The 26,359-nt window shown below is 36.1% G+C and carries 28 protein-coding genes; 17 read left to right on the top strand and 11 right to left on the bottom strand.

Annotated features, from left to right (window positions below):
* Positions 1–27 precede the first annotated feature (27 nt).
* Entirely contained in the window at positions 28–759 is a 732-nt protein-coding gene (pflA, locus tag AC1DS7_RS14220; protein WP_002010313.1) for a pyruvate formate-lyase-activating protein, read from the top strand.
* A 411-nt stretch (positions 760–1,170) separates the two neighbouring features.
* Positions 1,171–2,337, top strand: coding sequence for a diglucosyl diacylglycerol synthase (locus AC1DS7_RS14215; RefSeq protein ID WP_002139554.1), 1,167 nt, complete (start codon positions 1,171–1,173; stop codon positions 2,335–2,337).
* 450 nt (positions 2,338–2,787) lie between these two features.
* Here AC1DS7_RS14215 and AC1DS7_RS14210 read toward each other — a convergent pair whose 3' ends face one another.
* From AC1DS7_RS14210 to AC1DS7_RS14195, 4 genes are all read right to left on the bottom strand, one after another.
* Positions 2,788–2,907, bottom strand: coding sequence for a YfhE family protein (locus tag AC1DS7_RS14210; RefSeq protein WP_002029627.1), 120 nt, complete (start codon positions 2,905–2,907; stop codon positions 2,788–2,790).
* Between the two features lie 110 nt (positions 2,908–3,017).
* Positions 3,018–3,575, bottom strand: a complete 558-nt coding sequence (locus AC1DS7_RS14205) for a GNAT family N-acetyltransferase (protein WP_002091129.1) — start codon at positions 3,573–3,575, stop codon at positions 3,018–3,020.
* A 240-nt stretch (positions 3,576–3,815) separates the two neighbouring features.
* Positions 3,816–4,946, bottom strand: coding sequence for an amidohydrolase (locus AC1DS7_RS14200; protein WP_002010318.1), 1,131 nt, complete (start codon positions 4,944–4,946; stop codon positions 3,816–3,818).
* Positions 4,947–5,093: 147 nt separating this feature from the next.
* Positions 5,094–5,999 (bottom strand): TIGR01777 family oxidoreductase, encoded by a 906-nt coding sequence (locus tag AC1DS7_RS14195; protein ID WP_476999064.1) that lies wholly within the window; start codon positions 5,997–5,999, stop codon positions 5,094–5,096.
* 81 nt (positions 6,000–6,080) lie between these two features.
* On the opposite strand from AC1DS7_RS14195, the gene recX reads away from it, so the two are divergent.
* A complete protein-coding gene (gene recX, locus AC1DS7_RS14190; RefSeq protein WP_002029629.1) occupies positions 6,081–6,893 on the top strand; it encodes a recombination regulator RecX in 813 nt (270 codons plus the stop codon).
* A gap of 9 nt (positions 6,894–6,902) precedes the next feature.
* On the top strand, positions 6,903–7,220 hold the full coding sequence (locus AC1DS7_RS14185; protein ID WP_002010323.1) for a YfhH family protein: 318 nt from the start codon (positions 6,903–6,905) through the stop codon (positions 7,218–7,220).
* Between the two features lie 64 nt (positions 7,221–7,284).
* On the opposite strand, the gene AC1DS7_RS14180 is transcribed toward AC1DS7_RS14185, so the two are convergent.
* Both AC1DS7_RS14180 and AC1DS7_RS14175 read right to left on the bottom strand, forming a co-directional pair.
* On the bottom strand, positions 7,285–7,437 hold the full coding sequence (locus AC1DS7_RS14180; RefSeq protein WP_002010325.1) for a YpzG family protein: 153 nt from the start codon (positions 7,435–7,437) through the stop codon (positions 7,285–7,287).
* A gap of 32 nt (positions 7,438–7,469) precedes the next feature.
* Complete coding sequence (locus AC1DS7_RS14175; protein ID WP_002010326.1) at positions 7,470–7,628, bottom strand: small, acid-soluble spore protein K; 159 nt, start codon at positions 7,626–7,628, stop codon at positions 7,470–7,472.
* 122 nt (positions 7,629–7,750) lie between these two features.
* Here AC1DS7_RS14175 and AC1DS7_RS14170 point away from each other — a divergent pair, with 122 nt between their 5' ends.
* Positions 7,751–8,017 (top strand): YfhJ family protein, encoded by a 267-nt coding sequence (locus AC1DS7_RS14170; protein WP_002010328.1) that lies wholly within the window; start codon positions 7,751–7,753, stop codon positions 8,015–8,017.
* A gap of 24 nt (positions 8,018–8,041) precedes the next feature.
* Here AC1DS7_RS14170 and AC1DS7_RS14165 read toward each other — a convergent pair whose 3' ends face one another.
* Positions 8,042–9,022, bottom strand: coding sequence for a metal-dependent hydrolase (locus tag AC1DS7_RS14165; protein WP_016103274.1), 981 nt, complete (start codon positions 9,020–9,022; stop codon positions 8,042–8,044).
* 149 nt (positions 9,023–9,171) lie between these two features.
* On the opposite strand from AC1DS7_RS14165, the gene mutY reads away from it, so the two are divergent.
* Complete coding sequence (mutY, locus tag AC1DS7_RS14160; protein ID WP_002091125.1) at positions 9,172–10,269, top strand: A/G-specific adenine glycosylase; 1,098 nt, start codon at positions 9,172–9,174, stop codon at positions 10,267–10,269.
* 240 nt (positions 10,270–10,509) lie between these two features.
* On the opposite strand, the gene AC1DS7_RS14155 is transcribed toward mutY, so the two are convergent.
* The gene (locus tag AC1DS7_RS14155; RefSeq protein ID WP_002091123.1) at positions 10,510–10,686 is read right to left on the bottom strand and encodes a hypothetical protein; all 177 of its coding nucleotides are present in this window, start codon (positions 10,684–10,686) and stop codon (positions 10,510–10,512) included.
* Positions 10,687–10,811: 125 nt separating this feature from the next.
* Here AC1DS7_RS14155 and AC1DS7_RS14150 point away from each other — a divergent pair, with 125 nt between their 5' ends.
* The 4 genes from AC1DS7_RS14150 (at position 10,812) to AC1DS7_RS14135 (ending at position 14,201) form a co-directional block, all read left to right on the top strand.
* Positions 10,812–11,093: a gamma-type small acid-soluble spore protein gene (locus tag AC1DS7_RS14150; RefSeq protein WP_002125062.1), complete on the top strand. Its 282-nt coding sequence runs from the start codon at positions 10,812–10,814 to the stop codon at positions 11,091–11,093.
* Positions 11,094–11,280: 187 nt separating this feature from the next.
* Entirely contained in the window at positions 11,281–11,535 is a 255-nt protein-coding gene (locus AC1DS7_RS14145; protein WP_002010338.1) for a YgaB family protein, read from the top strand.
* Between the two features lie 320 nt (positions 11,536–11,855).
* Entirely contained in the window at positions 11,856–12,386 is a 531-nt protein-coding gene (gene ntdP, locus AC1DS7_RS14140; RefSeq protein ID WP_000506630.1) for a nucleoside tri-diphosphate phosphatase, read from the top strand.
* Between the two features lie 54 nt (positions 12,387–12,440).
* The gene (locus tag AC1DS7_RS14135; RefSeq protein WP_002091119.1) at positions 12,441–14,201 is read left to right on the top strand and encodes an ABC transporter ATP-binding protein; all 1,761 of its coding nucleotides are present in this window, start codon (positions 12,441–12,443) and stop codon (positions 14,199–14,201) included.
* 13 nt (positions 14,202–14,214) lie between these two features.
* Here AC1DS7_RS14135 and AC1DS7_RS14130 read toward each other — a convergent pair whose 3' ends face one another.
* From AC1DS7_RS14130 to hemL, 3 genes are all read right to left on the bottom strand, one after another.
* Positions 14,215–15,303, bottom strand: a complete 1,089-nt coding sequence (locus AC1DS7_RS14130) for an aromatic acid exporter family protein (RefSeq protein WP_002063696.1) — start codon at positions 15,301–15,303, stop codon at positions 14,215–14,217.
* Between the two features lie 421 nt (positions 15,304–15,724).
* Positions 15,725–20,161, bottom strand: coding sequence for a glutamate synthase-related protein (locus AC1DS7_RS14125; protein ID WP_476999063.1), 4,437 nt, complete (start codon positions 20,159–20,161; stop codon positions 15,725–15,727).
* A gap of 202 nt (positions 20,162–20,363) precedes the next feature.
* Positions 20,364–21,662, bottom strand: coding sequence for a glutamate-1-semialdehyde-2,1-aminomutase (hemL, locus tag AC1DS7_RS14120; RefSeq protein ID WP_149190129.1), 1,299 nt, complete (start codon positions 21,660–21,662; stop codon positions 20,364–20,366).
* A 127-nt stretch (positions 21,663–21,789) separates the two neighbouring features.
* Between hemL and AC1DS7_RS14115 the strand changes: the two genes are divergently transcribed.
* From AC1DS7_RS14115 to AC1DS7_RS14085, 7 genes are all read left to right on the top strand, one after another.
* A complete protein-coding gene (locus tag AC1DS7_RS14115) occupies positions 21,790–22,803 on the top strand; it encodes an ABC transporter ATP-binding protein (RefSeq protein ID WP_002010347.1) in 1,014 nt (337 codons plus the stop codon).
* Complete coding sequence (locus tag AC1DS7_RS14110; protein ID WP_002140292.1) at positions 22,796–23,587, top strand: ABC transporter permease; 792 nt, start codon at positions 22,796–22,798, stop codon at positions 23,585–23,587. The genes AC1DS7_RS14115 and AC1DS7_RS14110 overlap by 8 nt, the downstream gene beginning before the upstream one ends.
* A gap of 4 nt (positions 23,588–23,591) precedes the next feature.
* Positions 23,592–24,377 carry an ABC transporter permease gene (locus tag AC1DS7_RS14105; RefSeq protein ID WP_002125070.1) on the top strand — a complete coding sequence of 262 codons (786 nt, stop codon included), beginning with the start codon at positions 23,592–23,594 and terminating at the stop codon, positions 24,375–24,377.
* 72 nt (positions 24,378–24,449) lie between these two features.
* Positions 24,450–24,854, top strand: coding sequence for a potassium channel family protein (locus AC1DS7_RS14100; protein WP_002125072.1), 405 nt, complete (start codon positions 24,450–24,452; stop codon positions 24,852–24,854).
* Positions 24,855–24,898: 44 nt separating this feature from the next.
* Complete coding sequence (gene bcp, locus AC1DS7_RS14095; RefSeq protein WP_002029647.1) at positions 24,899–25,354, top strand: thioredoxin-dependent thiol peroxidase; 456 nt, start codon at positions 24,899–24,901, stop codon at positions 25,352–25,354.
* Between the two features lie 301 nt (positions 25,355–25,655).
* Entirely contained in the window at positions 25,656–26,084 is a 429-nt protein-coding gene (perR, locus tag AC1DS7_RS14090) for a peroxide-responsive transcriptional repressor PerR (protein WP_000237831.1), read from the top strand.
* Between the two features lie 101 nt (positions 26,085–26,185).
* A partial coding sequence (locus AC1DS7_RS14085; RefSeq protein WP_476999096.1) for a transposase occupies positions 26,186–26,359 on the top strand: 174 nt, incomplete at its 3' end.

Genomic DNA, 26,359 nt, shown 5'->3' with positions numbered 1-26,359 from the left:
GGCTGTTTCAATAAAGGAGGAAGTAACATGGTAAAAGGAAGAATACATTCTGTAGAGTCTTGTGGTACTGTTGATGGCCCAGGGATTCGTTATGTCATATTTACACAAGGGTGTTTATTACGTTGTCAATATTGTCATAATGCTGATACATGGGAAATCGGTAAAGGTAAAGAAATAACAGTTGAAGAAGTGATGCAGGATGTGACATGTTACCTTCCATTTATTGAAGCTTCTGGAGGCGGTATAACAGTTAGCGGTGGAGAGCCACTATTACAGCTAGACTTCTTAACCCAGTTGTTTAAAAAGTGCAAAGAAGCTGGTATCCATACAACAATCGATTCTTCTGGCGGTTGTTATTCTGAAGAACCAGAATTCCAAAATAAGCTAGATATTTTAATGGAGTATACAGATTTAGTTTTATTGGATTTGAAGCATATTGATTCAAAGAAACATCGTAAATTAACAGGGAAACCAAATGAACACATTTTACAATTTGCTCGTTATTTATCGGATAGAAAGAAACCAATTTGGGTAAGACATGTATTGGTTCCCGGTGTTACCGATGGTGAAGAGGATTTGCAAAAATTATCAAACTTTATTCAAAGTCTATCTAATGTTAAGAAAGTGGAAGTGCTGCCATATCATAAGCTCGGTGTTTATAAATGGGAGGCACTTGGACATAAGTATCCACTTGCGGATGTGAATCCACCGACAGAAGAAAATGTTGAACATGCAAAACATATTTTACAAGCAGTCTAACCTAAACATTTGGTTAGGCTTTTTGTTTCTTCATAATAAAATCTAGAGTATATATTTAGAAAAGAGTATACTGAAAAGGGAATATCCATATTTTTGTAAAGAATAAGCGGAGAAATTTACATAATTGTAAAGGGAAATCAAAATAGTAAAAAGAATTAAGAAGTAAAAGAGTGAGTATTATGGAATATAGAACATTTGTAAGTTATTGCGAAAGCTCTTATAGGAAAGTATAATGTAAAGATATGAGCACAGATAGGATTAAGGGGTCAATCTTATATGCTTTGCATATCCACGACAGATACATAGCTAACAGGAAAGTATTAGAATCCGAGTATGTAGTTTTTAAGGAAAATGTTTTTCCTATTGTCGTATATGCAATATGGAGAAACAAAAAGCTAGGAGTGGATTTGTTTGATAAAAAACCCCAAGGTTTTAATATTAACTGCACATTACGGTAACGGTCATGTGCAAGTGGCAAAAACATTAGAACAAACATTTCGCCAAAAAGGAATCGAAGATGTAATTGTATGCGACTTGTTTGGAGAATCACATCCAGTTATAACCGATATTACAAAATATTTATATTTAAAAAGCTATACGGTAGGAAAAGAATTATATCGTTTGTTTTATTATGGTGTAGAGAAAATTTATGATAAAAAAATAGCATCTTGGTATGCGAATTTTGGGAGAAAGCGTTTGAAGACGCTATTACAGGTGGAGAAACCGGATATTGTTATTAATACCTTTCCAATCATCGCTGTACCAGAATTGAAAAAGCAAATAGGTATTTCTATTCCTGTTTATAACGTATTAACGGATTTTTGCGTGCATAAAATATGGATCCATCGAGAAGTAGATCGTTATTTTGTAGCAACCGATCATGTGAAAAAAGTGATGGTTGATATCGGTGTACCTGCAGAACAAATTGTTGAAACAGGGATTCCGATTCGTAGCAGTTTTGAGCTAAAGATAAATCCAGCAATTATATATAATAAATATCAGTTATGTAAGGATAAAAAGATGTTACTAATTGTAGCAGGTGCTCATGGTGTGCTAGGGAGTGTAAAAGAGCTATGCCAGTCATTTATGTCAGTACCAAACTTACAAGTAGTTGTCGTTTGTGGGAAAAACGAAGCTTTAAAGCAGGATTTAATGGAACTACAGGAACAAAGTTCTGATGCTTTAAAAGTATTTGGTTATGTTGAAAACATTGATGAATTGTTCCGTGTTACTTCTTGTATGATTACGAAGCCAGGTGGTATTACATTAAGCGAAGCAGCAGCATTACAAGTACCTGTCATTTTATATAAACCTGTCCCAGGACAAGAGAATGAAAATGCGTTGTATTTTGAAAAAAAAGGGGCTGCAGTTGTAATTCGTGATGATAGTGAAGTTTTTGCAAAAACAGAGGCGTTATTACAAGATGATATGAAGCTTCTTCAGATGAAAGAAGCAATGAAAAGTATTTATCGTCCTGAGCCAGCTGGTCATATTGTGGATACAATTTTGGCAGAAAATCATGCAGAGCCGAATCATATACCTATTAAATCACCAGTTCTTGCCGAATCTTTTACTTAATATGAAACCCTCTTTTAAGCATTTAAAGAGGGTTTTTTTTATTGTTGTAAAAAAATAAACGTGAATTATTAACTTATCCCGCAAAAGCCCGATTGGTGAGGGCTAATAATCAGTGGGGATAAACAAAACTCCCACTGATTAAAGTTTCACTTTATCCACAAGGGATTACGCCTTCATTAGACAGTAAAATCGGAATATTAACAGCTATATCCACATAATCCACAATTTTTAGAAAATTATCCACAATTCTCACGTTACGAATTCATTTAAATAAATGAATTCGTAAAATACTTTTGTAATTTATGCACAATTCTACGTTTTTTGTGGATAAGGTTGTCCACAAAAAAGGTTCCTTATAAATAAGGAACCTTTTTTGCTAATTCATTGGAAAATCTTATGTAATGAAACTGAATAATTAGGGGGGAAACCTTCTAATTATTCAGTTTCACTTTAAATACTTTTTGAGCGATAGCCCGCTGCACGATCTGCTTTTCGAAATTCTCGCTGATAGAGAACTTCTTGTGTACTAGATAATGTGTTTTTTGCTTTATCACGTTTCCTTTTATCCATTACAAATCACCTCGTGTCCTAAAGTCACTATCTATCGTTTCCAAAGACATGGGGTGATATACATATATGTCAAACTAGTAATGATTAATTATTATTTCTGAATTTTTAGATTACGCTTCTTTTAATTGGTGTGCTTCTTGGAAGGTTGTATCTCGCATTGTTGCAAGTGTATACTGATCTTTTGGAATTTCATATAAATTATATACTTCTTCATGCGCGTTAATTTCATCATAAACGGCTTTTCTTGTTTCGTTTGCTAGATTTACATATTGTAGTTTTTCGGCAGCTTTAATAGACCGAATATTTATTTTACGAATACGCATAAAAATCGTTTCAATATCTAATTCATAGAAAAGTTCGCTAAAAAATGAATCTTTCGCCAATTTATTATATCCTTTACCATGATATGGTTTGCCAAGCCAAGTTCCGAGGAATCCAGCTTTTTCTTGCACATCAAATAAAGTAATTGTGCCGATGGGGTTACCCCATTCATCTAAAATTGTGCGTGAGATTAATTCTCCACGCTCTTCGGCTTCGATTGTTTGTTTCGTTAAAAATAAATATTCTTCATAAGAATAGGCCTTTTGACGCACAAAAGGGAAGACAGCAGGATCCACCATTAATTCGTATAGAACGTGGCTGTCGTGTAAGTCGCGTTTTTTCAACACACTAACTCCTCCTCACACGAGGGTAGCATGACGAAAAAGCACCCACCCTCGAAATTTTTATATCAATCTTTAAAAAATTTCGGGGTGGGAATCGAACCCACTAGAACCAGTTTCTAACGCTGGTGGCGCACCATTTGCCTTCCCCATTCATCAATTTGAAAATGATAATCACGACACAAATTGATTATGGTTTCATTCAGTTTATAATCGTATAATACTGTATCTAGTCAAAAAAATAAACTAGTTTTTTTTATTTTTTTTGTAAATTATTTTTCCGTCAATCATAGTGAGTACAGGCTTGGCTAAATAATGGAAAGGATGATGTGTCCATAACACGAGGTCAGCATCTTTTCCAACATCAATGCTTCCAATTCTATCCTCCAAACGTAAATTTCGAGCTGGGAAAATAGTGATTCCTTCCAACGCTGTTTTCTCATCTAATCCTTCTCTTACTGCAATGGCAGCGCAAACATTTAAATATTGAATGGGTGTATAAGGGTGGTCGGTTGTAATAGAAACTTCTACTCCATTTTTCGATAAAATATGATAAGTATCCCACGTTTTGTTTTTAAGTTCGATTTTCGAACGTCGCGTAAGAGTAGGTCCAACTGAAACTTTTAAATTGTGTTTCGAAAGCTCTTCAACAATAAAGTGTCCTTCTGTACAATGTTCAATACGTAAATCAAGATTGAATTCTGTCGCAAAGCGTAAGGCTGAAGTGATATCATCTGCGCGGTGAGCGTGGATACGTACCGGTATTTCTCGGCGGAGTGCTTTTAAAATAGGTAGCATTCGAAAATCAGCTTCATGCCCGTAGTGTTGTGCGTCATAGAATGATTCACGAAGTAACCCCATAATTCCCATACGTGTTATTGATTCTTTTGTGCCGTTGCTATGGAACTTTTTGGGATTTTCTCCAAAGGCAATTTTTAAACCAGCAGGTTCCTGAATAATCATATGATCAATACAAGTTCCAGCAGTTTTTATTACGCAAGTAGTACCGCCGATAATGTTTTGGCTTCCGGGCATCACGTGAACAGTCGTAACACCATTTTGTACAGCGTCTTGAAATGCAATATCAAAAGGATGAATCCCGTCTAAAGAACGGATATGTGGTGTTGAAACTTCGGATGTTTCATTTGCATCATTACCAGCCCAACCAGTACCTTCATCGTAGAGGCCAAGGTGAGTATGAACATCAATAAATCCAGGCAAGAGATGAAGAGCTCGTGCATCTATAACGGTCATATCCTGAGTAGTATCAATATGAGGTTTGACCGCGGCAATGCGTTCTCCTATAACGAGTACATCTCCTTGAAACTTTTGGGATGTAATAGGATATACAATGGCTTGTTTGAGCAATATTTTCATAGAGACCTCATTTCCGTCACCTTGTAATGTGTAGAATAGGTTTAGACAAAGTAACTGAAAGGTTTTTCGTGTAGTAATGCTCCGGTGTTTAAAAAGTAAGAAGTCTTGGAGGAGATAGACTACCCGTAAAACTGTATTTTAAAAGTACTACATTGTATGCAAGAGGATATTTTGTAATGCATGGTTAACTGTTGGAAATGTGTATTGATATCCATGTTTAATAGCTTTATTGGGTAATACATGTTGCCCTTCTAATACAAGTATACTCACCTCACCGAGTAAAGCGCGAAGTACAAATGAAGGAACAGGTAGCCAATGAGGTCGCCTAGTTATAGTGGCAATAATTTCACCGAACTCTTTCATCCGTATTGGCGTTGGCGCTGTAATATTAGAAGGTCCGTCAATTTCTTTTTTGTGAATGATGAAATCAATCATGCGAACGACATCGTCTATATGAATCCATGATAACCATTGGTTTCCAAATCCAAGTGTACCGCCGATATATAATTGATAGGGAAGTAGCATTTTTGGAAGAGCTCCTCCATCTGCGCCCAATACGACTCCAAATCTTGTGTAGACAGTTCTTATTCCAATGGAGCGGGCTTTAGATGCTTCTTGCTCCCACAAATATACTGTGTTTGCTAAAAAGTCATCTCCTGGAGTCTCTTGCTGTTCTGTAAAAGATTCGGTTTCAGATGTCCCATAGTATCCAATGGCACTTGCATTAATAAATGTGTGTGGCTTTGTTTCAAGGGTTTGTAATTGTTTAATGAGTCCTTTTGTTGTTTGAATTCTACTGTTTAAAATTGATTCTTTTTGTTTTTTTGTCCATCTACTATTAATAGATTCTCCAGCTAGATTAATAACTACATCGATAGAGGAGAGAGGGAAGGTCTGTAAATCCGGTGTCCACTGTACGTATTGAAGGTTAGTGTGTGAAGTTTCAGCAATTTTTTTTCGAGTAAGAATGTAAACAGTAAATCCCTTTTGAATAAAAAAACTAGAAAGGGATTTGCCTATAAAGCCAGAGCCACCAGAAATTGCGATTTTCACAATTATTTCCTCCTCATTATATATATTCTTGAAAAGAAAAAACGTTCCTTGACTATGTTAAAATAATAGAGAGGTGAGAGTATGACTGTCATTACAAAAATAGAAGTGCAAAAACGATCGAAAGAACGATTTAATATTTATATTGATAAAGGTCAAGGCGAAGAGTACGGGTTTAGTGTGAATCAATCAATCTTAATGAAACATGGGTTACAAAAAGGCTTAGAAATTGATGAAGTAGCGTTAGGGAATATTTTGTACAATGAAGAGGTACAAAAAGCATATTTACAAGCGATTTCCTATTTATCCTATCAAATGAGAACAAAACAAGAAATAGAAGATTTCTTACGAAAAAAAGAAGTGGGACAGGCCATCATCTCTGAAGTCGTTTCGAAATTATTACATGATCGATATATTAATGATAAAGAGTACGCTATTTCATACGTGCGAACGCAAAGTAATGTGAATCAAAAAGGTCCAACTGTTATTAGGAGAGGGCTATTAAGTAAAGGTGTTCAGGATTTAATCATTACACATAGTTTACAAGAGTATCCAAAGGAGAAGCAAATGGAGAATGCTTTGTTTCTTATAGAAAAGAAGAAAAAATCTTATCAAAAGCATTCATTTTTACAAATGAAGCTAAAGTTAGATGAAATGCTTGTTCGTAAAGGATATTCTAGAGATGTGATTCAAATTTGCTTGGAAGAATTGAAAGACGAAAAAGATGACGAACAGCAACAAGAAGCGTTACACTATCATGGGAATAAATATTATGAGAAATATAAGAAGTATGATGGTTGGACATTCGAAAATAAGGTGAAGCAAGCGTTATATCGAAAAGGATTCTCTATTGATGAGATAGATATATTTTTACAAATGAAACGTGAAGAGGGATGAGGAAATAAGATGGGTACGCCAAAACGCTACAGTGAAATGACACCACATGAGTTAAGGGAAGAAATTGGGGTTTTGAAGGAGCAAGCAGTAAAGGCTGAGCAACTTGGAATTGTAAATGAATTCGATGTATTAATGAGAAAAATGGCTATGGCTCGTGCTTATATGATAGATATAAATAAATTCCATATTGGTGAGACATATGAATTAGTAGAAGAACCTGGTGTGGTATTTAAAATTACGTATTTCAATGGAGTATTTGCTTGGGGATATAAGCAACATGATAATGAAGAGATTGGAATACCAATTTCCTTGCTACAAGAAAAATAAAAACCAGAGAGCGAATATCTCTCTGGTTTTCATCTTTGGTAGGCGTTAAAGGAGATAGGAGATTCTAAAATTGGCGTTTTTTACATTCGTTTGCCAGTATAATGAGAGACTGGGTTTGTTGCGTCTGTCCATTAACTTGCGCTTTCGCATGTTTTGGACGAGTCCACGTATGGTTAAATAATTCAGAACGACGATCTAAATGGTCACGGTAGCTCATCTTTATCACCTCGTGTAGGAATTTAATTTGTACTACTCTTCCTGCTGATTTGCAGCACGCATACGCTCTTGTGGGTGCGTGTTAATTGTGCCGTTAGGTCGTTTCGAAGCGAAGCGTGATTTCGCTTTCGGTTGACCGTCGATTTTGCTGTTGTTTTTTGACTCAGACCAAAATTCGGCTTGTCTACCCATTAAGAACGCCCCCTCACTATCAGTCGATACCCCTTTAAGAAGTATCACTTATAGAATGTGCAAAATAGAAGAAACTATCCTTTAGAAATTAAGGGAATAAATAGGTAAAAGGAGAATAGAACATGAATGATATTTATGAAACATTAACGAAAGAATTATTAGATAAAAATGACAACCTTTCTTACGCCCAAGCTCGTGCATGGGTTGAATTACTGTGGGAAGACTTCCGAACAACTTATGCTAAATCAGGTCGTTACCAAGGTGAGGAAATGACTGAACAAGTGGTACGAACATGGGTTAATAATCATGGAGGGCGCCTTCATGAAATGCGTACAAATAATCCGAAGTATAGCCATTTAATCAATCAAGAAGATCATTTGAAACATTAAAAAAAGCGACGTAGGTCGCTTTTTTTAATGTGGAAGCAATTCCAGTTTCTTTCGAAGTTTCTCTTCGCTGAAAATCCATCCTGTATATGAACTAATAATATTTAAATTTTGATCGAGCTGAACGATTGCGACGAATGGATAATAATCTTTACTTCGATACCGCAAATCAATAAATCGAACTTCATAATAGTTATCATAATCGAAAATATCCCAGCGATATACAGGCGAGAAAGATAAGAAAGCAGATATATTTTCATCTCGCACAGCGGCTTGCATAATGGCGGTATTCGGGAACGGTACGCGATTAAATTTATCGTATACAAGGATGTTACCGCGGTGCCATCTTGCTACGTAGTAAGATTCAGTTGTAACGACGGCTAAATGATAATGATAAAATTTGTAAGAAGGAGAAATAATTACTTTCTCTACATTTTTGAAACGTTTGTATACTACACTTTTAATATTTCGATGCATCATAATGCGGCCGATATAGTAAACAAACATTAATATATACGCTGCTAAAGCAGTATAGCCTTTATGTGCTCCGACAAGCATACAGGCGATAGCAAGTATATGGATAAAGAAAATGACAGTATCAAACGTATTAATTATGCCGAGCGCTACCCATTTTTTTGTGAAGGGCCTTAATGCCTGTGTACCATAGGCATTGAAAATATCCACAAAGACATGAAGAAAGACGGCAATAAATGACCAAAGTAGTAGATGCAGATAGGGAGCGTCTGAAAAGAAGGCGAAAGAGATGCCACTTATAAGGAGTGACCAAAGGATCACTGCAGGGATGGAATGAGTAATCCCGCGATGATTTCTTATATATTTAGCGTTATTACGCAATTTTAAAACTGTATCGATGTCAGGAATATTGGAACCGGCAATTGTTGCAAGCATCACTGCTTGTGGCCCAATATCACTTTGTGCTATAGCTGGATCTAATGTTGCCAAACTGCCTAGAGTAACGCCCATAACAAGGTGAGTGGCTGTGTCCATAGAAATCCACCTCCGTTTTTTATTAATGTAACTCTTTTTATTCGATACCTCAAGTCCTTTGCCTTCTATTTCCTATGTCATCTTACTTAAATTTTTTCCTAAAATCTTTATAATAGTACGTATATGCAAAAAAATGAGGGGGATCAAGTTTGACACTTGAAATATTAAATGAGTTTAACATAGAACAGTTTCAAAATGATTTAATTGGTTGGTTTGAAAAAGAACAACGTGATTTACCGTGGCGAAAAAATAAAGATCCATACCGTGTTTGGGTTTCAGAAATTATGTTACAGCAAACAAGGGTAGAGGCTGTAAAACCATATTACGCAAATTTTATGGGGAAGTTTCCTACGCTTGAAGCGCTAGCAACTGCCGATGATGAAGAAGTATTAAAAGCATGGGAAGGCTTAGGTTATTATTCTAGAGCACGAAATTTACATGCTGCAGTAAAAGAGGTAAAAGAAGTATACGGCGGGACAGTACCGAGCGATGTAAAGAAAATTGAAAAATTAAAAGGAGTGGGACCATATACAAAAGGTGCCATTTTAAGTATTGCATATGGCATACCAGAGCCAGCGGTTGATGGAAATGTTATGCGCGTATTATCTCGTATTTTATCAGTGTGGGATGATATTGCAAAACCGAAAACGAGAAAAGTTTTTGAAGAGATTGTGCGTGAAATTATTTCTATAGAAAATCCATCTTATTTTAACCAAGGTTTGATGGAATTAGGGGCATTAATTTGTATACCGAAAAATCCATCTTGTTTACTTTGTCCTGTACGTGAACATTGCAGAGGGTATGCTGAAGGTGTTCAAAAAGAACTACCAGTGAAGAGTAAAGCGAAAGCACCTACAATGGTACCGCTCGTTGCGGGAGTACTTCAAACTGAAGATGGCCGTTACGTAATTAATAAACGCCCAAGTACGGGATTACTGGCTAATATGTGGGAGTTCCCGAATATTGAACTAAGTGAAGGTATTCGTAATCAAAAACAACAGCTTACGGATTATATGAAGGAGAGCTTTGATCTCTCTGTTTCTATTGATGAATACGCGATGAATGTACAACATACTTTTACACATCGTACTTGGGATATCTTCATATTTTACGGAAAAGTAACAGGTAATATTGTCGAAACGGATACATTAAAGTTTGTATCGAAAGAAGCGTTTGAACAGTTACCTTTCTCGAAATCACATCGTACAATTTACGAAAAGTGTGTTGAGAAAATTACAATGCAGTAAAGTGAAACTTTAATCAGTGGGGGTTTTCTTCATCCCCCACTGATTATTAGCCCTCACCAATCGGGCTTTTATGGGCAGCAAGGCCCCAACCTAACTTCTTTGCTTTCGCTGCATTTTGAGGTGGGGTCTTACTGCCCGGCAAATAGCGGGATAAATAATAAAAAACGTGTTCCAGAACTTTGGAACACGTTTTTTTATATTGAAAATAAATTTGTATTTTGAGGTTGAAAATCCACGCGTTTATAATCCGCCCCGTGACTCGATTTCTTTCACAACTTCTTTATAAATCGTTTGTCCCTCTACATTTAGATAAGGCATAATTTGCTGAAATGAATGATGAAAATAAGCTAATTCATCCTCTTTCCATTCATTTTTGGAAATCATAGTTAGCTCAGTCATATCACGTCCAGTATACATATTCCCACCTCCATCATATGTAGTTTGAATGAGTGATAAGAGATATATACGTGAATTTTTAAAAAGAAAATTAGGGATAACTTCTAAGTGAATTGGTTACATTATTGATTGTGGAGGTGAGAAAGATGAGTAAAAAACAACAAGGTTATAATAAGGCAACTTCTGGTGCTAGCATTCAAAGTACAAATGCTAGCTATGGTACAGAGTTTGCAACTGAAACGAATGTACAAGCAGTAAAACAAGCGAACGCACAATCAGAGGCACAGAAAGCACAAGCTTCTGCTGCTCAAAGTGCAAATGCTAGTTATGGTACAGAGTTTGCAACTGAAACAGATGTGCATGCAGTGAAAAAACAAAATGCACAATCAGCTGCAAAACAATCACAATCTTCTAGTTCAAACGAGTAATGAAAGAAAAACACTTCTCCAATTCGAGAGAAGTGTTTTCTTTGTGTGCGTGTCACTGTAATGAAAATAAAGGGAACGACATAACTTCTAATAAGTCAACAAATGTAGTCAAAGGAGAAAGAAGTTCACGATTAGAAATATGTAATAGGAATTATAAATGGCGAATGAATCAAAAAGGGGGTAAGTGATGAACGACTTTGATAAGTTGGTAGGAGAGCAGTTGGAAACGATGGATGAGCTTTTAAAGTTACAATCACATTTAGAGAAGTATCAGCAAATTGAAATGAGTGGAAGGGATACGTGCGATAAAAAAGAATTGCATTTTATCCGTCAAGAAATATACAGAACAGAAATAGCATTAAAACTTTTGCATGAAAAATTTGAACAGCAAACGAATAATGTGATTCAATCTTTTGAAACCGAAAAAATAATTTCAAATTAAGGGTGAGATATGTTGTTGATTTTAGGTGAAAAGTCCTTTCTTAAACAGAGGTGAGGGGGGCTTTTCTTTTTGTTATATCTTCGTTTAATCTTCTAAAATACGTATTGCTAATTCATAGGAAATGTTCCTTCGTTAAAAGGGTTAGTGATGTGGTATTCAATAATACAAACTTCATTATATTCCTCATGAAAACAAGTGTCCTATCGCTTTAGTTTTAAAATTTTGACAAAAAAGTTATAATAGAAAAAAAGTGAATGCAGTTCAAGGGGTAGTTAAGACAACTTAAGAAAAGCATTTGCGGTTGAAAGAAGGGAGCATATATGGGATTTCCCAAAGAAGGAGAAAAGGTACAAATACATAGTTATAAACATAATGGCTCCATTCATAGAATGTGGGAAGAGACAACAATTTTAAAAGGGACGCAGAGCCTTGTGATCGGAGCAAATGATCGTACAGTAGTTACGGAATCAGATGGTCGAACATGGGTTACTCGCGAACCTGCGATTTGTTACTTCCATGCTAATTATTGGTTTAATGTAATTGGAATGCTGAGAGAAGAAGGAGTATATTATTATTGTAATTTAAGTTCTCCTTTTGCATATGACTCTGAAGCATTAAAGTATATTGATTACGACTTAGACATTAAAGTGTATCCAGATATGACATATACACTTTTGGATGAAGATGAGTATGAAAAGCATAGTCAAATCATGCAGTATCCACCTGTTATTGATACAATTTTAAAACGAAATGTAGCACATTTAACACAGTGGATTCATCAAAGAAAAGGTCCATTCGCACCGGATTTCGTAGATATGTGGTACGAAAGATATTTAATGTACAGAAATTAAAACAAACCTGCAGGGAATTTCCCGGCAGGTTTGTCCTATTAGAGGGGGGATTATGTGCAAGGTATAAAAAGATATTTACAATTTGTTAAACCATATCGATGGCTTATTGCTATTACAATTATTATTGGTCTTGTGAAGTTCGGTATCCCGCTTATTATGCCATGGTTATTAAAGTATATTATTGATGATGTTATTCAAGGCACGGGATCGCTTCAAGAAAAAACGTCTCAATTAATAACCGCAATTGGGATTGCTTTTTTTATTTTTGCAGTAGTAAGACCGCCGATAGAATATTATCGTCAATATTTCGCGCAGCGCATTGCCAATACAATACTATACGATTTACGAAAATACATTTTTGGGCACTTGCAAAAATTGAGCTTACGTTATTATTCGAACACAAAAACAGGGGAGCTTATTTCACGTGTAATCCATGATGTAGAACAAACGAAGGACTTTGTAATTACTGGTCTTATGAATGTCTGGTTAGATACTGCAACAATTGTTATTGCCATTATCGTTATGTTTTCTATGAATATAAAATTAACCTTTGTTGCTTTATTAATCTTACCTATTTATGTAGTTGCAGTGAAATATTTTTTCGGGCGCCTTCGAAAATTGACGAAAGAGCGCTCGCAAGCGTTAGCAACTATGCAAGGGTATTTACATGAACGTATTCAAGGGATGCAAGTGACACGTAGTTTTGCATTAGAAGAGTATGAAAGAGGACAGTTTGAAAAGAGAAATAATGAATTTTTAACGAAAGCACTAACTCATACGAGTTGGACGGCGAGAACGTTTTCGGTAGTGAATACGTTAACGGATTTAGGGCCGTTACTTGTTATTGGTTTTGCGGCATATGAGGTAATTCAAGGGTCGTTAACACTGGGTACGATGGTTGCTTTTGTTGGATATATGGATAGTTTATATAGTCCGCTTCGTCGCCTTGTTAATTCATCTACAACATTAACACAGTCTTTCGCATCGATGGATCGAGTGTTTGAATTGTTGGATGAAAAATACGATATTGTTAATGTGCCAAATGCGGTGCAAACGAAAAGGCTAGATGGGGAAGTTATATTTGATAATGTTTCTTTTCGTTATAATGCGGATGAAAAAGAAATATTGCATAATCTGTCATTAACTATGCGCCCGGGAGAGAAGGTTGCGCTTGTAGGGGCAAGCGGAGGAGGAAAGTCATCTCTTGCTAGTTTAATTCCGCGTTTTTACGATGTTTCTGAAGGTGCAGTTTATATAGACGGGATAGATGTAAGAAAGTATAATATGAGAAATTTACGTAGTCATATTGGAATTGTGCTACAAGATAATTTATTATTTAGCGATACAATCGGGGCTAATATTTTATATGGCAATCCGAAAGCTACAGAGGCGGAAGTGATTTCAGCTGCAAAAGCTGCACAAATTCATAATTTTATTACAGAGTTGCCAGAGGGCTATGATACTGTCGTTGGGGAACGTGGTGTGAAATTATCTGGTGGACAAAGACAGCGTGTAGCAATCGCACGGGTTTTTCTAAAGAATCCGTCTTTACTTATATTAGATGAAGCAACTTCCGCTTTAGATTTAGAAAATGAACGATATATTCAAGAGGCACTGCAAACGTTAGCTGCAGATCGGACAACAATTATTATTGCACATCGATTAGCGACGATTACGCATGTTGATACAATTATTTATGTTGAAGATGGTGAAATAAAAGAAAAGGGTTCTCATGAAGAGTTAATGAAAAAGAGGGGATTTTATTACAATCTATATCAACTTCAGCATATAACAGAAACAGCTCCTTTAGCGTAAAAGGAGCTGTTTTTTATTCGTCTTCTTTTTTATCTTCGATTTGGAGTTCGCTTTCTGGTTTATGGTATGTGTAGAAGCTATCCACAAGTAAATCTAAATGCTCTACTTCCTCACTGTAGTTAATAATTGAAGAAATAAGAGGGAAGAGGTGTAACCATATTTTATATGCTTCCTCATCGTCCTTATTTTGATAATCCATAAAGATATCAATCAATTCTTGTTTACCGGTTTCAACTTCATCAAGCATCTCAACAGATTGTTGTTTCTTTGCTTTACCAATAAATTTTAATAACACTTGTTCGTGATAATGCGTTAATGAATCAAGTTCGTTTTGAATAGATTCCTGAAACTCTTCTGGCATATAGCGCAGTTCATTTTCGGTGCGATGTAATGATTTTAACGTGCTTAAAGCGCGGCTTGTTGTCGCTAACATTTGTCTGAATAAAACGAGCTTACGAATTTTCGCGAATTGTATTTTTTTCGTATAGCTTCTTTCTTCTTTATACAGCAAATAGTAATGATTTAGTTTAATCATTTTTTCTTTCATGCGATCAATATCGGTTTTTAGCGTTGTAAAATCAGAAGCTTGCCTACTGTTCATACGAATCCATTTAACAATTTCCTCTGTATTATCAACGATGCGATGGTAAAGTTTTGTTTCATATTTTGGCGGCATAAATACTAAATTTACAAGCGAAGCCGCAATAATTCCAATCATAATCGTCGCGAATCGAAGTAAGGCAAAATTAAAGAAATCTTCGCCTTGATACTCCATAATGGCGATAACTGTTACTAAAGCGAGTGATATTGTTTTTTCTAAGCGTAATTGTAAAGTAAGAGCAATTACTAATATACACGTTAATCCAATAATAAAAGGATTATGTCCAAAAGCAGTAGCAAATACGATAGCGAATACAGCACCAATTACGTTTGCTTGAATTTGCTCAAGAGCAGTTAAATACGAGCGGTATACAGACGGTTGAACAGCAAAGATAGCTGAGATTCCCGCAAATACAGGACTCGGTAATTGAAGTAAAATACAAGCAAATAAAGCTAATGTAATGGCAATACCCGTTTTTAAAATGCGAGCACCAAGTTTCATACCCTTATTGATATCCTTTCTCTTGTCATAATGAATGTACAACATGATACTATACATTCATTACAATATGTTAGCAAGTGATATTTTAGTGACGTTAAAAAGTTTAATAAATAAATTACAATCAATTTATAATTTCTCCAAATTCTCTTTAAACATCTATTCTTTAATAAAAAAACCTGCTGAATTTCAGCAGGTTTCAAATTGTTATTCTAGATTACTATGCGATGCTCGCTTCGTCAATTTTTTTATCCCGCATTAACGGGCAGTAAAACTCCCACCTCAAAATGCGACTGGAGCAAAGAAGTTAGGTGGGAGATCAACTGCTCGTAAACGCCCGATTGGTTCAACTAATAATCAGTGGGGGATGAACAAAACCCCCACTGATTAAAGTTTCACTTTATGAAAATAAATATTGTACATGTCATTCAGTTGAAATAGATGGATCCGCCTGTTCTTTTTTCGGGATAATTTCATAGAAGTGAAGCTGGATATCATCTAATAATGGTGTTAACAAAGCGACTTCTTCATATTGTTCGTGCTCATTTAATACACGAATGTAGTCTAATAATAATTCATTCACATCTTGCAAACCATTTTTACTAATTGGCTGCAATGTTACATTTGCACCTTTAGCAATTCTTCTTTTTAAAGCGTGCTCTGTTAAACCTAAGTTTGGCTCATGATGTAAATAAACAACACCACCAGTCATGCCGGCACAAATCCATGGACCAGGATCTCCTAAAACAAGAGCGCGACCATTTGTCATATATTCAAAAGCAAATCCTTTTATATTAGAATATACTCCGATATTTCCTTGTTCTTTTTCGCGGAGTGGTTTTGTAATTCTGCCTCCAATTATCATATCTGCTCCAGAAAGGCGAATGCCAGCACGAGCATCAGCGTTACCTTGCACGTATAATGCACCTTTTTGAGCACCGTATCCAAATCCTTTTCCGACAGAACCGTTATAATATGTTCCATCTGTTCCTTTTGCTTTCGTTATATAAATGCCACCGCCAAATGAAGTTTTTCCAATTCCATCTTGCGCGCCACCATTTACGTGTATAAATAAGTTCTCGCTATTGTACGCGCCTAATCCGTTTCCAGGAACAGATCCGTTTGTATACTTTAATGTAAGTGGTTCAAGATGAGTGTTTTCATATAATTTGCTACGAATACGATAACAGGATTCTAGACCGCCCATTACGCGTTGCTCTACGCCGACGCTTACTAATTCTTTTGACTGGAGAGAATTTGTTGTTTCAAATTGTTTTTCTTGTACAGATGCCGTTATTTTCACAGATGAATCTTCTATCGTTTGTATTAAATTACGTAAGTCTAATAAGTCCTTGCCTCGAGTTTGTTCTAATAAATCCGATCGTCCGATAATATCTTGTAAGTTTGTGTAACCGAGCTGCCCTGTTAAACGTTTCAATTCTGTACCGAAAGTAGTGAATAAGCTTAATAGCCCTGTAACTGCGCTTTCTAATTCACGTGGAACGAAACGGCGCAGTCCATGTTCTTTCGCTTGAGCTTCAGATTCAATTTGTGTTGCAATTCCGACGTGGCACGTATCAAGATGACAACCACGGCAAGTTGTACAGCCAATTGCAATCATTGATAATGTGCCAAATCCGATCCGGTTTGCTCCGAGGAGCATGATTTTTAAGGCGTCATTTACACTTCGAATACCGCCATCTGCCCAAATCTCTACTTTATGTCTCATATTTGCTTCTAGTAACGCATTGTGAGCAGCTTTAACACCAATCTCTACAGGAAGACCAACATGTTGCAATGCGTGAATACGCGCAGCACCTGTTCCGCCATCAAATCCACTAATGTTAATAAAGTCAGCGCCAGCTTTTGCGATACCGACAGCAATTGTTCCGATGTTAGGAACGACAGGAACTTTTACAGCTACTTTTGCAAGATGATTAGCCGTTTTAATTTCTGTAATCATTTGAGCCAAGTCTTCAATTGAATAAATATCATGGTTGTTAGAAGGTGAAATTAAATCTGAACCAATTGTAGCATTACGTGCTTCCGCAATTTTGGCAGTCACTTTTGAACCAGGCAAATGTCCACCTTCACCAGGCTTTGCTCCTTGACCTATTTTAATTTCAATTAAATTTGATGAATTTAGTAGTTCAGCGTTTACTCCAAATCGGCCAGATGCAACTTGTTGTCCGCGGGTATGTGGGTACTTACCAATCATATCTTTAATTTCGCCGCCTTCACCGTTCAAACTAATCATATTTAGCTGATCGGCAGCTTCTGCATACGCGCGAAAGGCAATTTCATTTTGAGAACCAAATGACATAGAACTAATAATAAATGGTAAATCATGATTGTGAATGCCGATGGACACTTCTTCAGTCGGAACTACATGCTGTGCTTGTTTTGTTTGAACAAGGTGCCTAATTGCGATGGGAGTGTTTTCTTCTAATTCACTTAACTTGTCGCGGTAATCATCATAAGAGTTTCCTTTTGCAACATCACCAATTGCTTTCCAAATCCGCGGGAATATATGAAATGATTTTCGCATTCTAACTTTTGGATTGTTAAAATCCTCAGCTCGAATTTTTGCATCTTCAGCAAGTGATTCAAGTGAAAAAGCTAAATTATTTGAACCGCAGAAGTTTGTAATTTGTAATATATTTGCGATTTCCTCATGTAATCCAATAGAGGAGAAGAGGCGACCGTAACCGCGTAATTCATGAATTCCAATCGTTGAAATTACTTTCTCTAGTCCTTTATTAAGTGCGGTATACAAATTAGTAATTGGTACTTTTGTTTCATCATTTACCGTTGCGAACAATAAATATGGATTAATACCATCTGCCCCTAATCCGTATAGCGTGACGATATCGTGTAAGGAGCGAAGGGCACCGGAACGTATAACGAGAGAGCATTTCCGGCGTAATTTATTTTCAGTTAATGCTTGATGTACTTTAGCAGTAACTAAATGTGGGTCAATCCATAACAGTTCATTTTGATGAGATTTAGCATCATCTAATAATAGTAGGGAAGCACCATTTTTAACGGCTGCTATCGCTTCGGAACTAATTCGATTTAATGCGATTTGTAGAGTTTCTGATGGACTAAATGTAATAGAAATTGTAGAGACAGAGCTATGAGTAATGAATAGCTGTATAAGTTGTTCGTACGTAATCGTGTGTAAGTCTGCCGCGATAGATTGAGCTAAATGCCCTTCTAAAATAATGGGTGAAAGCATCTCGATTACAAATGGTTGTTTAGAGTTATCTAATAAACCCGGACGCTCTCCGAGTACAGTACGTGTGGAGAAGTGTTCAACTTCTCGATCGCGATCGATTGCTGGATTTGTAACAACGGCTACACTTTCCTTAATGAAATCAGCAATATTTCGTCTATCTGTATCAAGTGCGGCAAGTGGTGAGTCATGCCCAAGTGACCGAATTGGTTCGACGCCTTTTGTCGCCATTTGTTCAAGGAGCTGAATATGTTCTCGATCCCAGCCAAAAGCGACGTATTGATTCGTTTCAACTTGAACCGAATCACATAATCCCTCAGTTTCTTTCGTTTCAGGGATAGATAAGTTTACATGATAATTGGTAACATCGATTCGTTTCTTAAAACGGTTATATACTTCAATTTGATAATTGTCGTATTCATAGAGAACGAGCTCATCTTGTTGATTCCATTTTAATCCAACTTTTTCTCCAGGAGCGAGTGGTTTCGGCTCTGCTACATATTCAGTTGGTGATACAACTCCAGGTTCAGAAGAGAAAATATAGGAGCTCTCTGTCTCTACTTTCCAAACTGGGCGTAATCCAAGGGAATCGACACTGAAAACAGCTTCATCTTTATAACGTGAAATAATACCAGCTGGACCTTGTGCGAAATGCCCCCAAGCCTCACGTATATAAGTGTATAAGTTTTGTAAGTTTGTTTCGTAAAGTTTTATTTCATTAATAATTGGTGGAAATAATATATCCATTGCTTCAAATAAACTGTAGTTATACTGAACGAGAAGGGTTTCTAAGGTGCGGTTTAAATCTTGGGAATCACTGCCCCCGGCAGTAAGTGGTACATTAATCATTTCAGCTTGATCGCGTAATTTTGCAATCGTGTTAATTTCGCCATTATGCCCGAGAATGCTAAATGGTTGTACACGAAAAAAATTAGATAACGTATTAGTAGAATAGCGATTATGTCCTAGTGTCATAGTTGAAGCGATAAGTGGGTGTTGTAAATCATTGTAATAAGCAACGAGTGTATCGCCAGCACCGAGAACTTTATATACAACATGTTCATGACTTAATGAGGCAACATGAATTGCTTCATTTTCTTCGATTTTTATTGTTACAGAAAATAATGTTTGTTCAATATTTTTAACTTCACTTTCGGCGATAAGGGCAATTTGCCAAAATAAAGGTTCTTCTTGTTTACCAAGAGGACCGAGTGCATCTGAGTTTATTACATCATCATTTTCGAGAACAATTGTAAAGCTTTCATTGTTTAGTTGCGTACGAATGTAATCTTTTAACTCAGCAATGTTTTCTTTTTTGTTTAGAAAAAAATGTCCAACGATAAAGTGGGGATGATCCACAATCGTTGGATTATATCCGCTACTTTTCAGTTTTTCATTCCAAAGTGCTTTTGGCATGTCGATATGAATTCCGATACCATCTCCTTCGCCATTAATGAAACCAGCTCTATGATTCATTTTGACTAGCGATTGTATACAAAAATCGATGTTTTCTTTTGTAGGAATTCTTCGTTTTTCCATAACGGAAACGATTCCACACGCATCGTGTTCTGCATTTTTATAATTCCGAAATAAAGACGGTGTCCATTTATTTTTTTTGTTGAGCATCCGTCAATCCCCCCTCTGGAAATGAATTTTGAATAATCTTACTATTTAAGGCGTGAACTGCCTTGTATACATGGATAGTAAGGATATAAAAGAATATAAAACAGATAATTATGAATAATTATACTATTAATGAGGGATTTATGAAATAGAAAAAAGGAAAAAAGAAAGATGGGCTTTCTTTCTTCCTTTTGTAATGAAGAGATTATTTATTGTTCGCTAGGGTAGAAAATGCTCTGCCAACAGCTTCAATTGTATATTCAATATCTTCTTTTGTATGTTCTGTCGTTAAGAACCATGCTTCATATTTAGAAGGTGCTAAATTAATACCTTCTTGAAGCATCAGCTTGAAGAATCTACCGAACATTTCACCATCTGTATTTTTGGCTGCATCGTAATCTTCAATTGTATTTGTTGTGAAGTATACAGTTAATGCACCCTTTAGACGGTTTACTGTAATATCGATGTTATGTTTTGTAGCTTGATCTAAAATTCCTTTTTCAAGCATTGCGCCAAGTGCATCTAATTTCTCGTATACGCCTTCTTGTTGAAGTACTTCTAGACAGGCAATCCCTGATGCCATAGAAGCAGGGTTCCCAGCCATTGTACCAGCTTGGTATGCAGGGCCGAGCGGTGCAACTTGTTCCATAATTTCTTTCTTACCACCGTAAGCACCAATTGGAAGTCCGCCGCCGATAACTTTACCAAGTGCTGTTAAATCTGGGGTTACGCCAAGTAAGTCTTGAGCGCCGCCATACATAAAGCGGAAAGCAGTAATAACTTCATCATAAATTACTAGTGCACCAGCTTCGTGAACAAGTTCATTAACTTTTTCAAGGAAGCCAGGTTTTGGCTCAACAATACCGAAGTTTCCAACGATTGGCTCTACAAGGATAGCTGCTACTTCATGTCCCCATTTATCTAACGCTTCTTTTAAAGTTTCTACATTATTAAATGGAACAGTAATAACTTCTTGAGCGATACTTTGTGGCACGCCCGCTGAATCAGGAATTCCAAGAGTAGAAGGACCCGAGCCGGCTGCTACAAGTACTAAATCGGAATGACCGTGGTAACAACCAGCGAATTTCATAATTTTTGTGCGGCCAGTGTAAGCACGAGCAACACGAATGGTTGTCATAACGGATTCTGTACCAGAGTTCACGAAGCGGACTTTATCTAAAGCGGGAATTGCTTCTTTTAACATTTTTGCGAATTTTACTTCTAATGCTGTTGGAGTACCGTATAGTACGCCGTTTTCAGCCGCTGTTTTAATTGCTTCTGTCACGTGTGGGTGAGCATGCCCAGTAATAATAGGGCCATACGCTGCTAAATAGTCGATATATTTATTTCCATCTACATCCCAGAAATAAGCACCTTTTCCGCGTTCCATTGCAACAGGAGAACCGCCTCCAACTGCTTTAAAAGAACGGGAAGGACTATTAACACCACCAACGATATGTTCTAAAGCTTCTTTATGTAACGCTTCTGATTTTGTGAAATTCACTACAATTCATCTCCTTACAAAAATCTATGTATTATTCTAACATGTTTTTTGAAAAGACGTATTGTTTGTGATAGAAGGAGCAGTTGGGTAAACTATTCGTTGTGACATTTAGGAAGGGGGTCCGATTATGAAATCGGTAATTGAGGTACAAGGGTTACGTAAAGAATTTACAGCCTATTCAAGTCGTCCGGGATTAAAGGGTGCATTTCGCGATTTATTAAATCGTAATTATAAAATAGTACCAGCAGTAAATGATGTTTCTTTTACTGTAAAGCAAGGTGAAATGGTTGGTTATATTGGTGAGAATGGTGCTGGTAAATCAACGACGATTAAAATGCTTACAGGGATTTTGACTCCGACATCAGGACAAATTACGGTGAATGGAATGAATCCACACAAACAGAGAGAAGAATTTGTAAGAACAATCGGCGTTGTGTTTGGTCAGCGTTCCCAGCTTTGGTGGGATATTGCTGTACAAGAATCATTTCGTTTATTGAAGAAAGTGTACGGTGTATCAGACGCTCAGTATAAGGAACATATGGAACATGTTATTGAAACGTTAGATATCGGTCCTTTGTTAGATAAACCGGTACGGAAATTATCTCTTGGTCAAAGAATGCGTTGTGAATTGGCAGCGGCGTTAATTCATAATCCGCCGTTATTATTTTTAGATGAGCCAACAATTGGACTAGATGTTCTTGTGAAATTGAAAATACGAGAATTCTTAAAAGAGATGAATGAACGTTATAAAACAACAATTTTATTAACGACACATGATATTACTGATATTGAAGCTTTATGTGAACGCGTCATCATGCTTGATGAAGGGAATATTATGTATGACGGATCTTTAGATAATCTTCGTACGCAGTGGGGAGTAGAGAAGGAAATACATTTTCAGTTTGTTGCCCCAGTTTCATACCAGGAGTTATCAATGGTTATGCCAGATAGCCATGTTGTTTGGTTAAAAGCGAAAGAAGAAAACGCATGGGTTGCAAAAATACCGAATGAAGAAGTTATCATTTCTATGTTGATTTCTAAAGTAGTACAAGCCTTTCAAATTAAAGATTTGAAAATTAACGAAGTGTCTACAGAGGAAATTATTCGTAACATTTATGAAGAAGGTATTATGCATGGGTAAGTATATTGAAATGATTCGGATTCGTTTTTTAATGATGCTTGCTTATCGTACAAATTATTACAGCGGGATTTTAATTTATACGATTAACATTGGTGCGTATTATTTTTTATGGCAAGCAATTTATAGCGGGAAAGAGAATATTGAAAGTTTATCTATTTCGCAAATGACTACGTATATTGCGATCGCATGGATGGCACGCGCTTTTTATTTCAATAATATAGATAGAGAAATTGCGATGGAAATTCAAGAAGGACGTGTGGCGGTAGAGCTAATTCGTCCATATAACTATTTAGGTATGAAAGTTATGCAAGGGCTTGGAGAAGGGATATTTCGTTTTGCTTTCTTTTCAATTCCGGGTATGGTTATTGTTACGTTATTATTTTCATTACAAATTACAACAAATTTTCAAACGTGGTTATATTTCTTCTTATCTTTAATATTTAGTTTTATCATTAATACACAAATAAACTTAATGACAGGAATGCTTACATTCTTCTTATTTAATAATAGTGGAATTATGTATGCGAAACGTGTTGTTATCGATTTATTTTCTGGTTTATTATTACCGATTAGTTTTTATCCGTTATGGGCCCAAAAAGCAATGGTGTTTTTACCGTTTCAAGCAATTAGTTATATTCCGAGTATGATTTTCTCTGAAGGTATACAAGGAAATAAGTTATATGAAGCTTTATTATTTCAAGTGATTTGGGCAATTATACTTATTATTCCAATTGTACTGATGTGGAAAACGGCGAGAAAACGTCTAATCGTACAAGGGGGATGACGAGATGATATATATAAAATTATTTTTGCAATATGCAAGTCAATATATAAAAACAAAATTGGAGTATCGTGGCGATTTTATCGTCGGATTACTTTCAGATTTATCACTACAAGCTGTTAATTTAATCTTCATTCTCGTTGTGTTTGGGCATACCCAAGCACTAAAAGGGTGGAGCCGAGAAGAAGTAATCTTTATTTATGGGTTCTTTTTAGTACCGTTTGCCATTTTTTCAGCTTTCTTTAATATATGGGACTTTAATGATCGTTACATTATTAAAGGAGAAATGGACCGTATATTAACGAGACCGATTCATAGTTTATTTCAAATTATATTAGAAAGAATGGAACTTGAATCTTTAATTGGAGCTATTACGGGGATTATTGTGATGGGTTATGCAGCAATGGAGCTGCAATTATCTTTTTACTGGTATGATTTCTTCTTATTCCTACTCATGGTAGGGGGAGGGGCACTTGTGTACGGAGGGATATTTGTTACGCTTGCAAGTTTTGGCTTTTGGTCGGATGCGAAAAGTTCCATTATGCCGCTTATGTATAACATAGGGAATTATGGACGCTACCCTGTTGATATTTATAACCGTGTTATTCGCTTTGTTTTAACGTTTGTTTTACCGTTTGCATTTGTTGGGGTATATCCAGCAGCATACTTTTTAAGAAAAACAGAGTGGAATAGCTATGCTTTCGCAACTCCAATTGTTGGTGTTATCTGTTTTACTATTGCAATTACCCTCTGGAATCAAGGGGTTAAACGATATCGTGGTGCAGGAAATTAATTATAGAAGCTTGTTCGTTTCTAAGGGATAAATCAGCTACAGTCCTCATACATATAAAACGAGGTGGAGGACATGTTATGGGGATTTATTCTATTAATTGCAGCAATCGCTATTTTGAGAAGTGTCCAATTATTATGGAGTTCATATTCAAATTCCAATCGTTTCTTTTCGCTGTACAATTTAGCTACGTTGTTTTTGATTTATACAACGGTACTGATTGCGTTTGGATTAAGTTATGTTGTGCTAGAGGAAATGGGTTTTGCAGTTTTGAAAGAAGATGGGGATAGGTTAAGTGCTCATTCCTTTCAGCTCGTTGAAATATGTTTATATTTTAGCGCGGTTACTTTATTGTCCGTTGGATATGGTGATATAGCTCCGATTGGAATCGGAAGATGGATTGCAATTGGAGAAGCGCTAATTGGATATACATTACCGTTTGCCTTTGTGATGAGATCTGTAATAGACAATGAAAAATAAGGTCGCATTTGATATAGTAAAAGAAAAGAGAAGGAGTGATAACAATGATTACAGTAGGAGAAATGGCACCAGAATTTACATTAGAAGGAAGTAACGGAGAACAAATTCGCTTAGCTGACTTTCGCGGTAAAAATGTAGTCCTATATTTTTATCCGAAAGATATGACTCCGGGATGTACAACTGAAGCATGTGATTTTCGTGATGCATATGGATTATTTCAAGAGAAGGATACGGTTATACTTGGTGTAAGTCCAGATTCAGCAAATAGACATATGAAATTCATTGAGAAGCATGAGCTTCCATTTGTACTTTTAGTAGACGAAGATCATAAAGTAGCAGAATTGTACGATGTTTGGAAGCTGAAAAAGAACTTCGGAAAAGAGTACATGGGAATTGAGCGTTCTACATTCCTTATTAATAAAGACGGTGAGCTTGTAAATGAGTGGCGTAAAGTGAAAGTGAAAGGGCATATTGAGGATGTTCTTTCTTATATAAAATAAATCTATATTAATGAGGAGAAAAAATACATATGTAAGGCATGCGTCTATACATATTTTCTTGCGATACATAAAGTGAAAGTGTAGGGCATACCTCCTCAGATGATAGTATTCCAAGTGCGATTATGTCGCACTTTTTTCTATGTAAATGTATAGGGAATGGGGGAAGATACATAAGAATAAGGCTATATACGAAAATAAACCACATACTTATAGTAGAAATATTGACGATTTATAAGAAAAAGAGTACACTCTTTATAAGAATTATAAAATAATAATCCGTATAGAATCGGGGTGCATGACGGTGGTCAAAGAAGAATTAAAAGAAGCGCTAGAAATGCTGAAAAATACGGGTGTACGCATTACTCCACAGCGTCATGCTATTTTAGAGTACCTTGTGGAATCTATGACGCACCCAACAGCGGATGACATTTATAAAGCATTAGAAGGTAAGTTTCCAAATATGAGTGTTGCAACTGTCTATAATAACTTACGTGTGTTTAAAGAAGTTGGACTTGTAAAGGAATTAACTTATGGGGATGCTTCAAGTAGATTTGATTATGTTACAAGTCAACATTATCATGTGATTTGCGAAAAATGTGGTAAGATTGTTGATTTTCCTTATGGAGGATTGGAACAGCTTGAAGAGGAAGCTGCAAAAACGACAGGCTTCGTTATTAATAGTCATCGCTTAGAAATTTATGGCGTTTGTCCAGAGTGTCATAAGGCGTAATATATAATAAAGAAAGAGAGTGACTTAATTGATATGATCCCCTTATAGTAGACAGGAAAAAGAAAGCACATTAACCTGTTTACTATGGAGGGGATTTTTTCATGGGAAAAATTAGAGTCACTTACGATGTAGAATTTAAGAAACAAGCTATAGATTTATACTTAAAAGAAGGCATGAGCTATAAAACCATTGCGAAAGAATTAGGTATTCATCACTCGGTTGTAAGTCGTTGGGTGAAACACTTTGAAGCTGAAGGAATCAAAGGACTAGAAGAA

Source organism: Bacillus sp. P4_E1 (assembly GCF_056401715.1).
The sequence above is the reverse complement of the archived record's forward strand: the minus strand, read 5'-3'. Positions and strand labels throughout refer to the sequence as shown.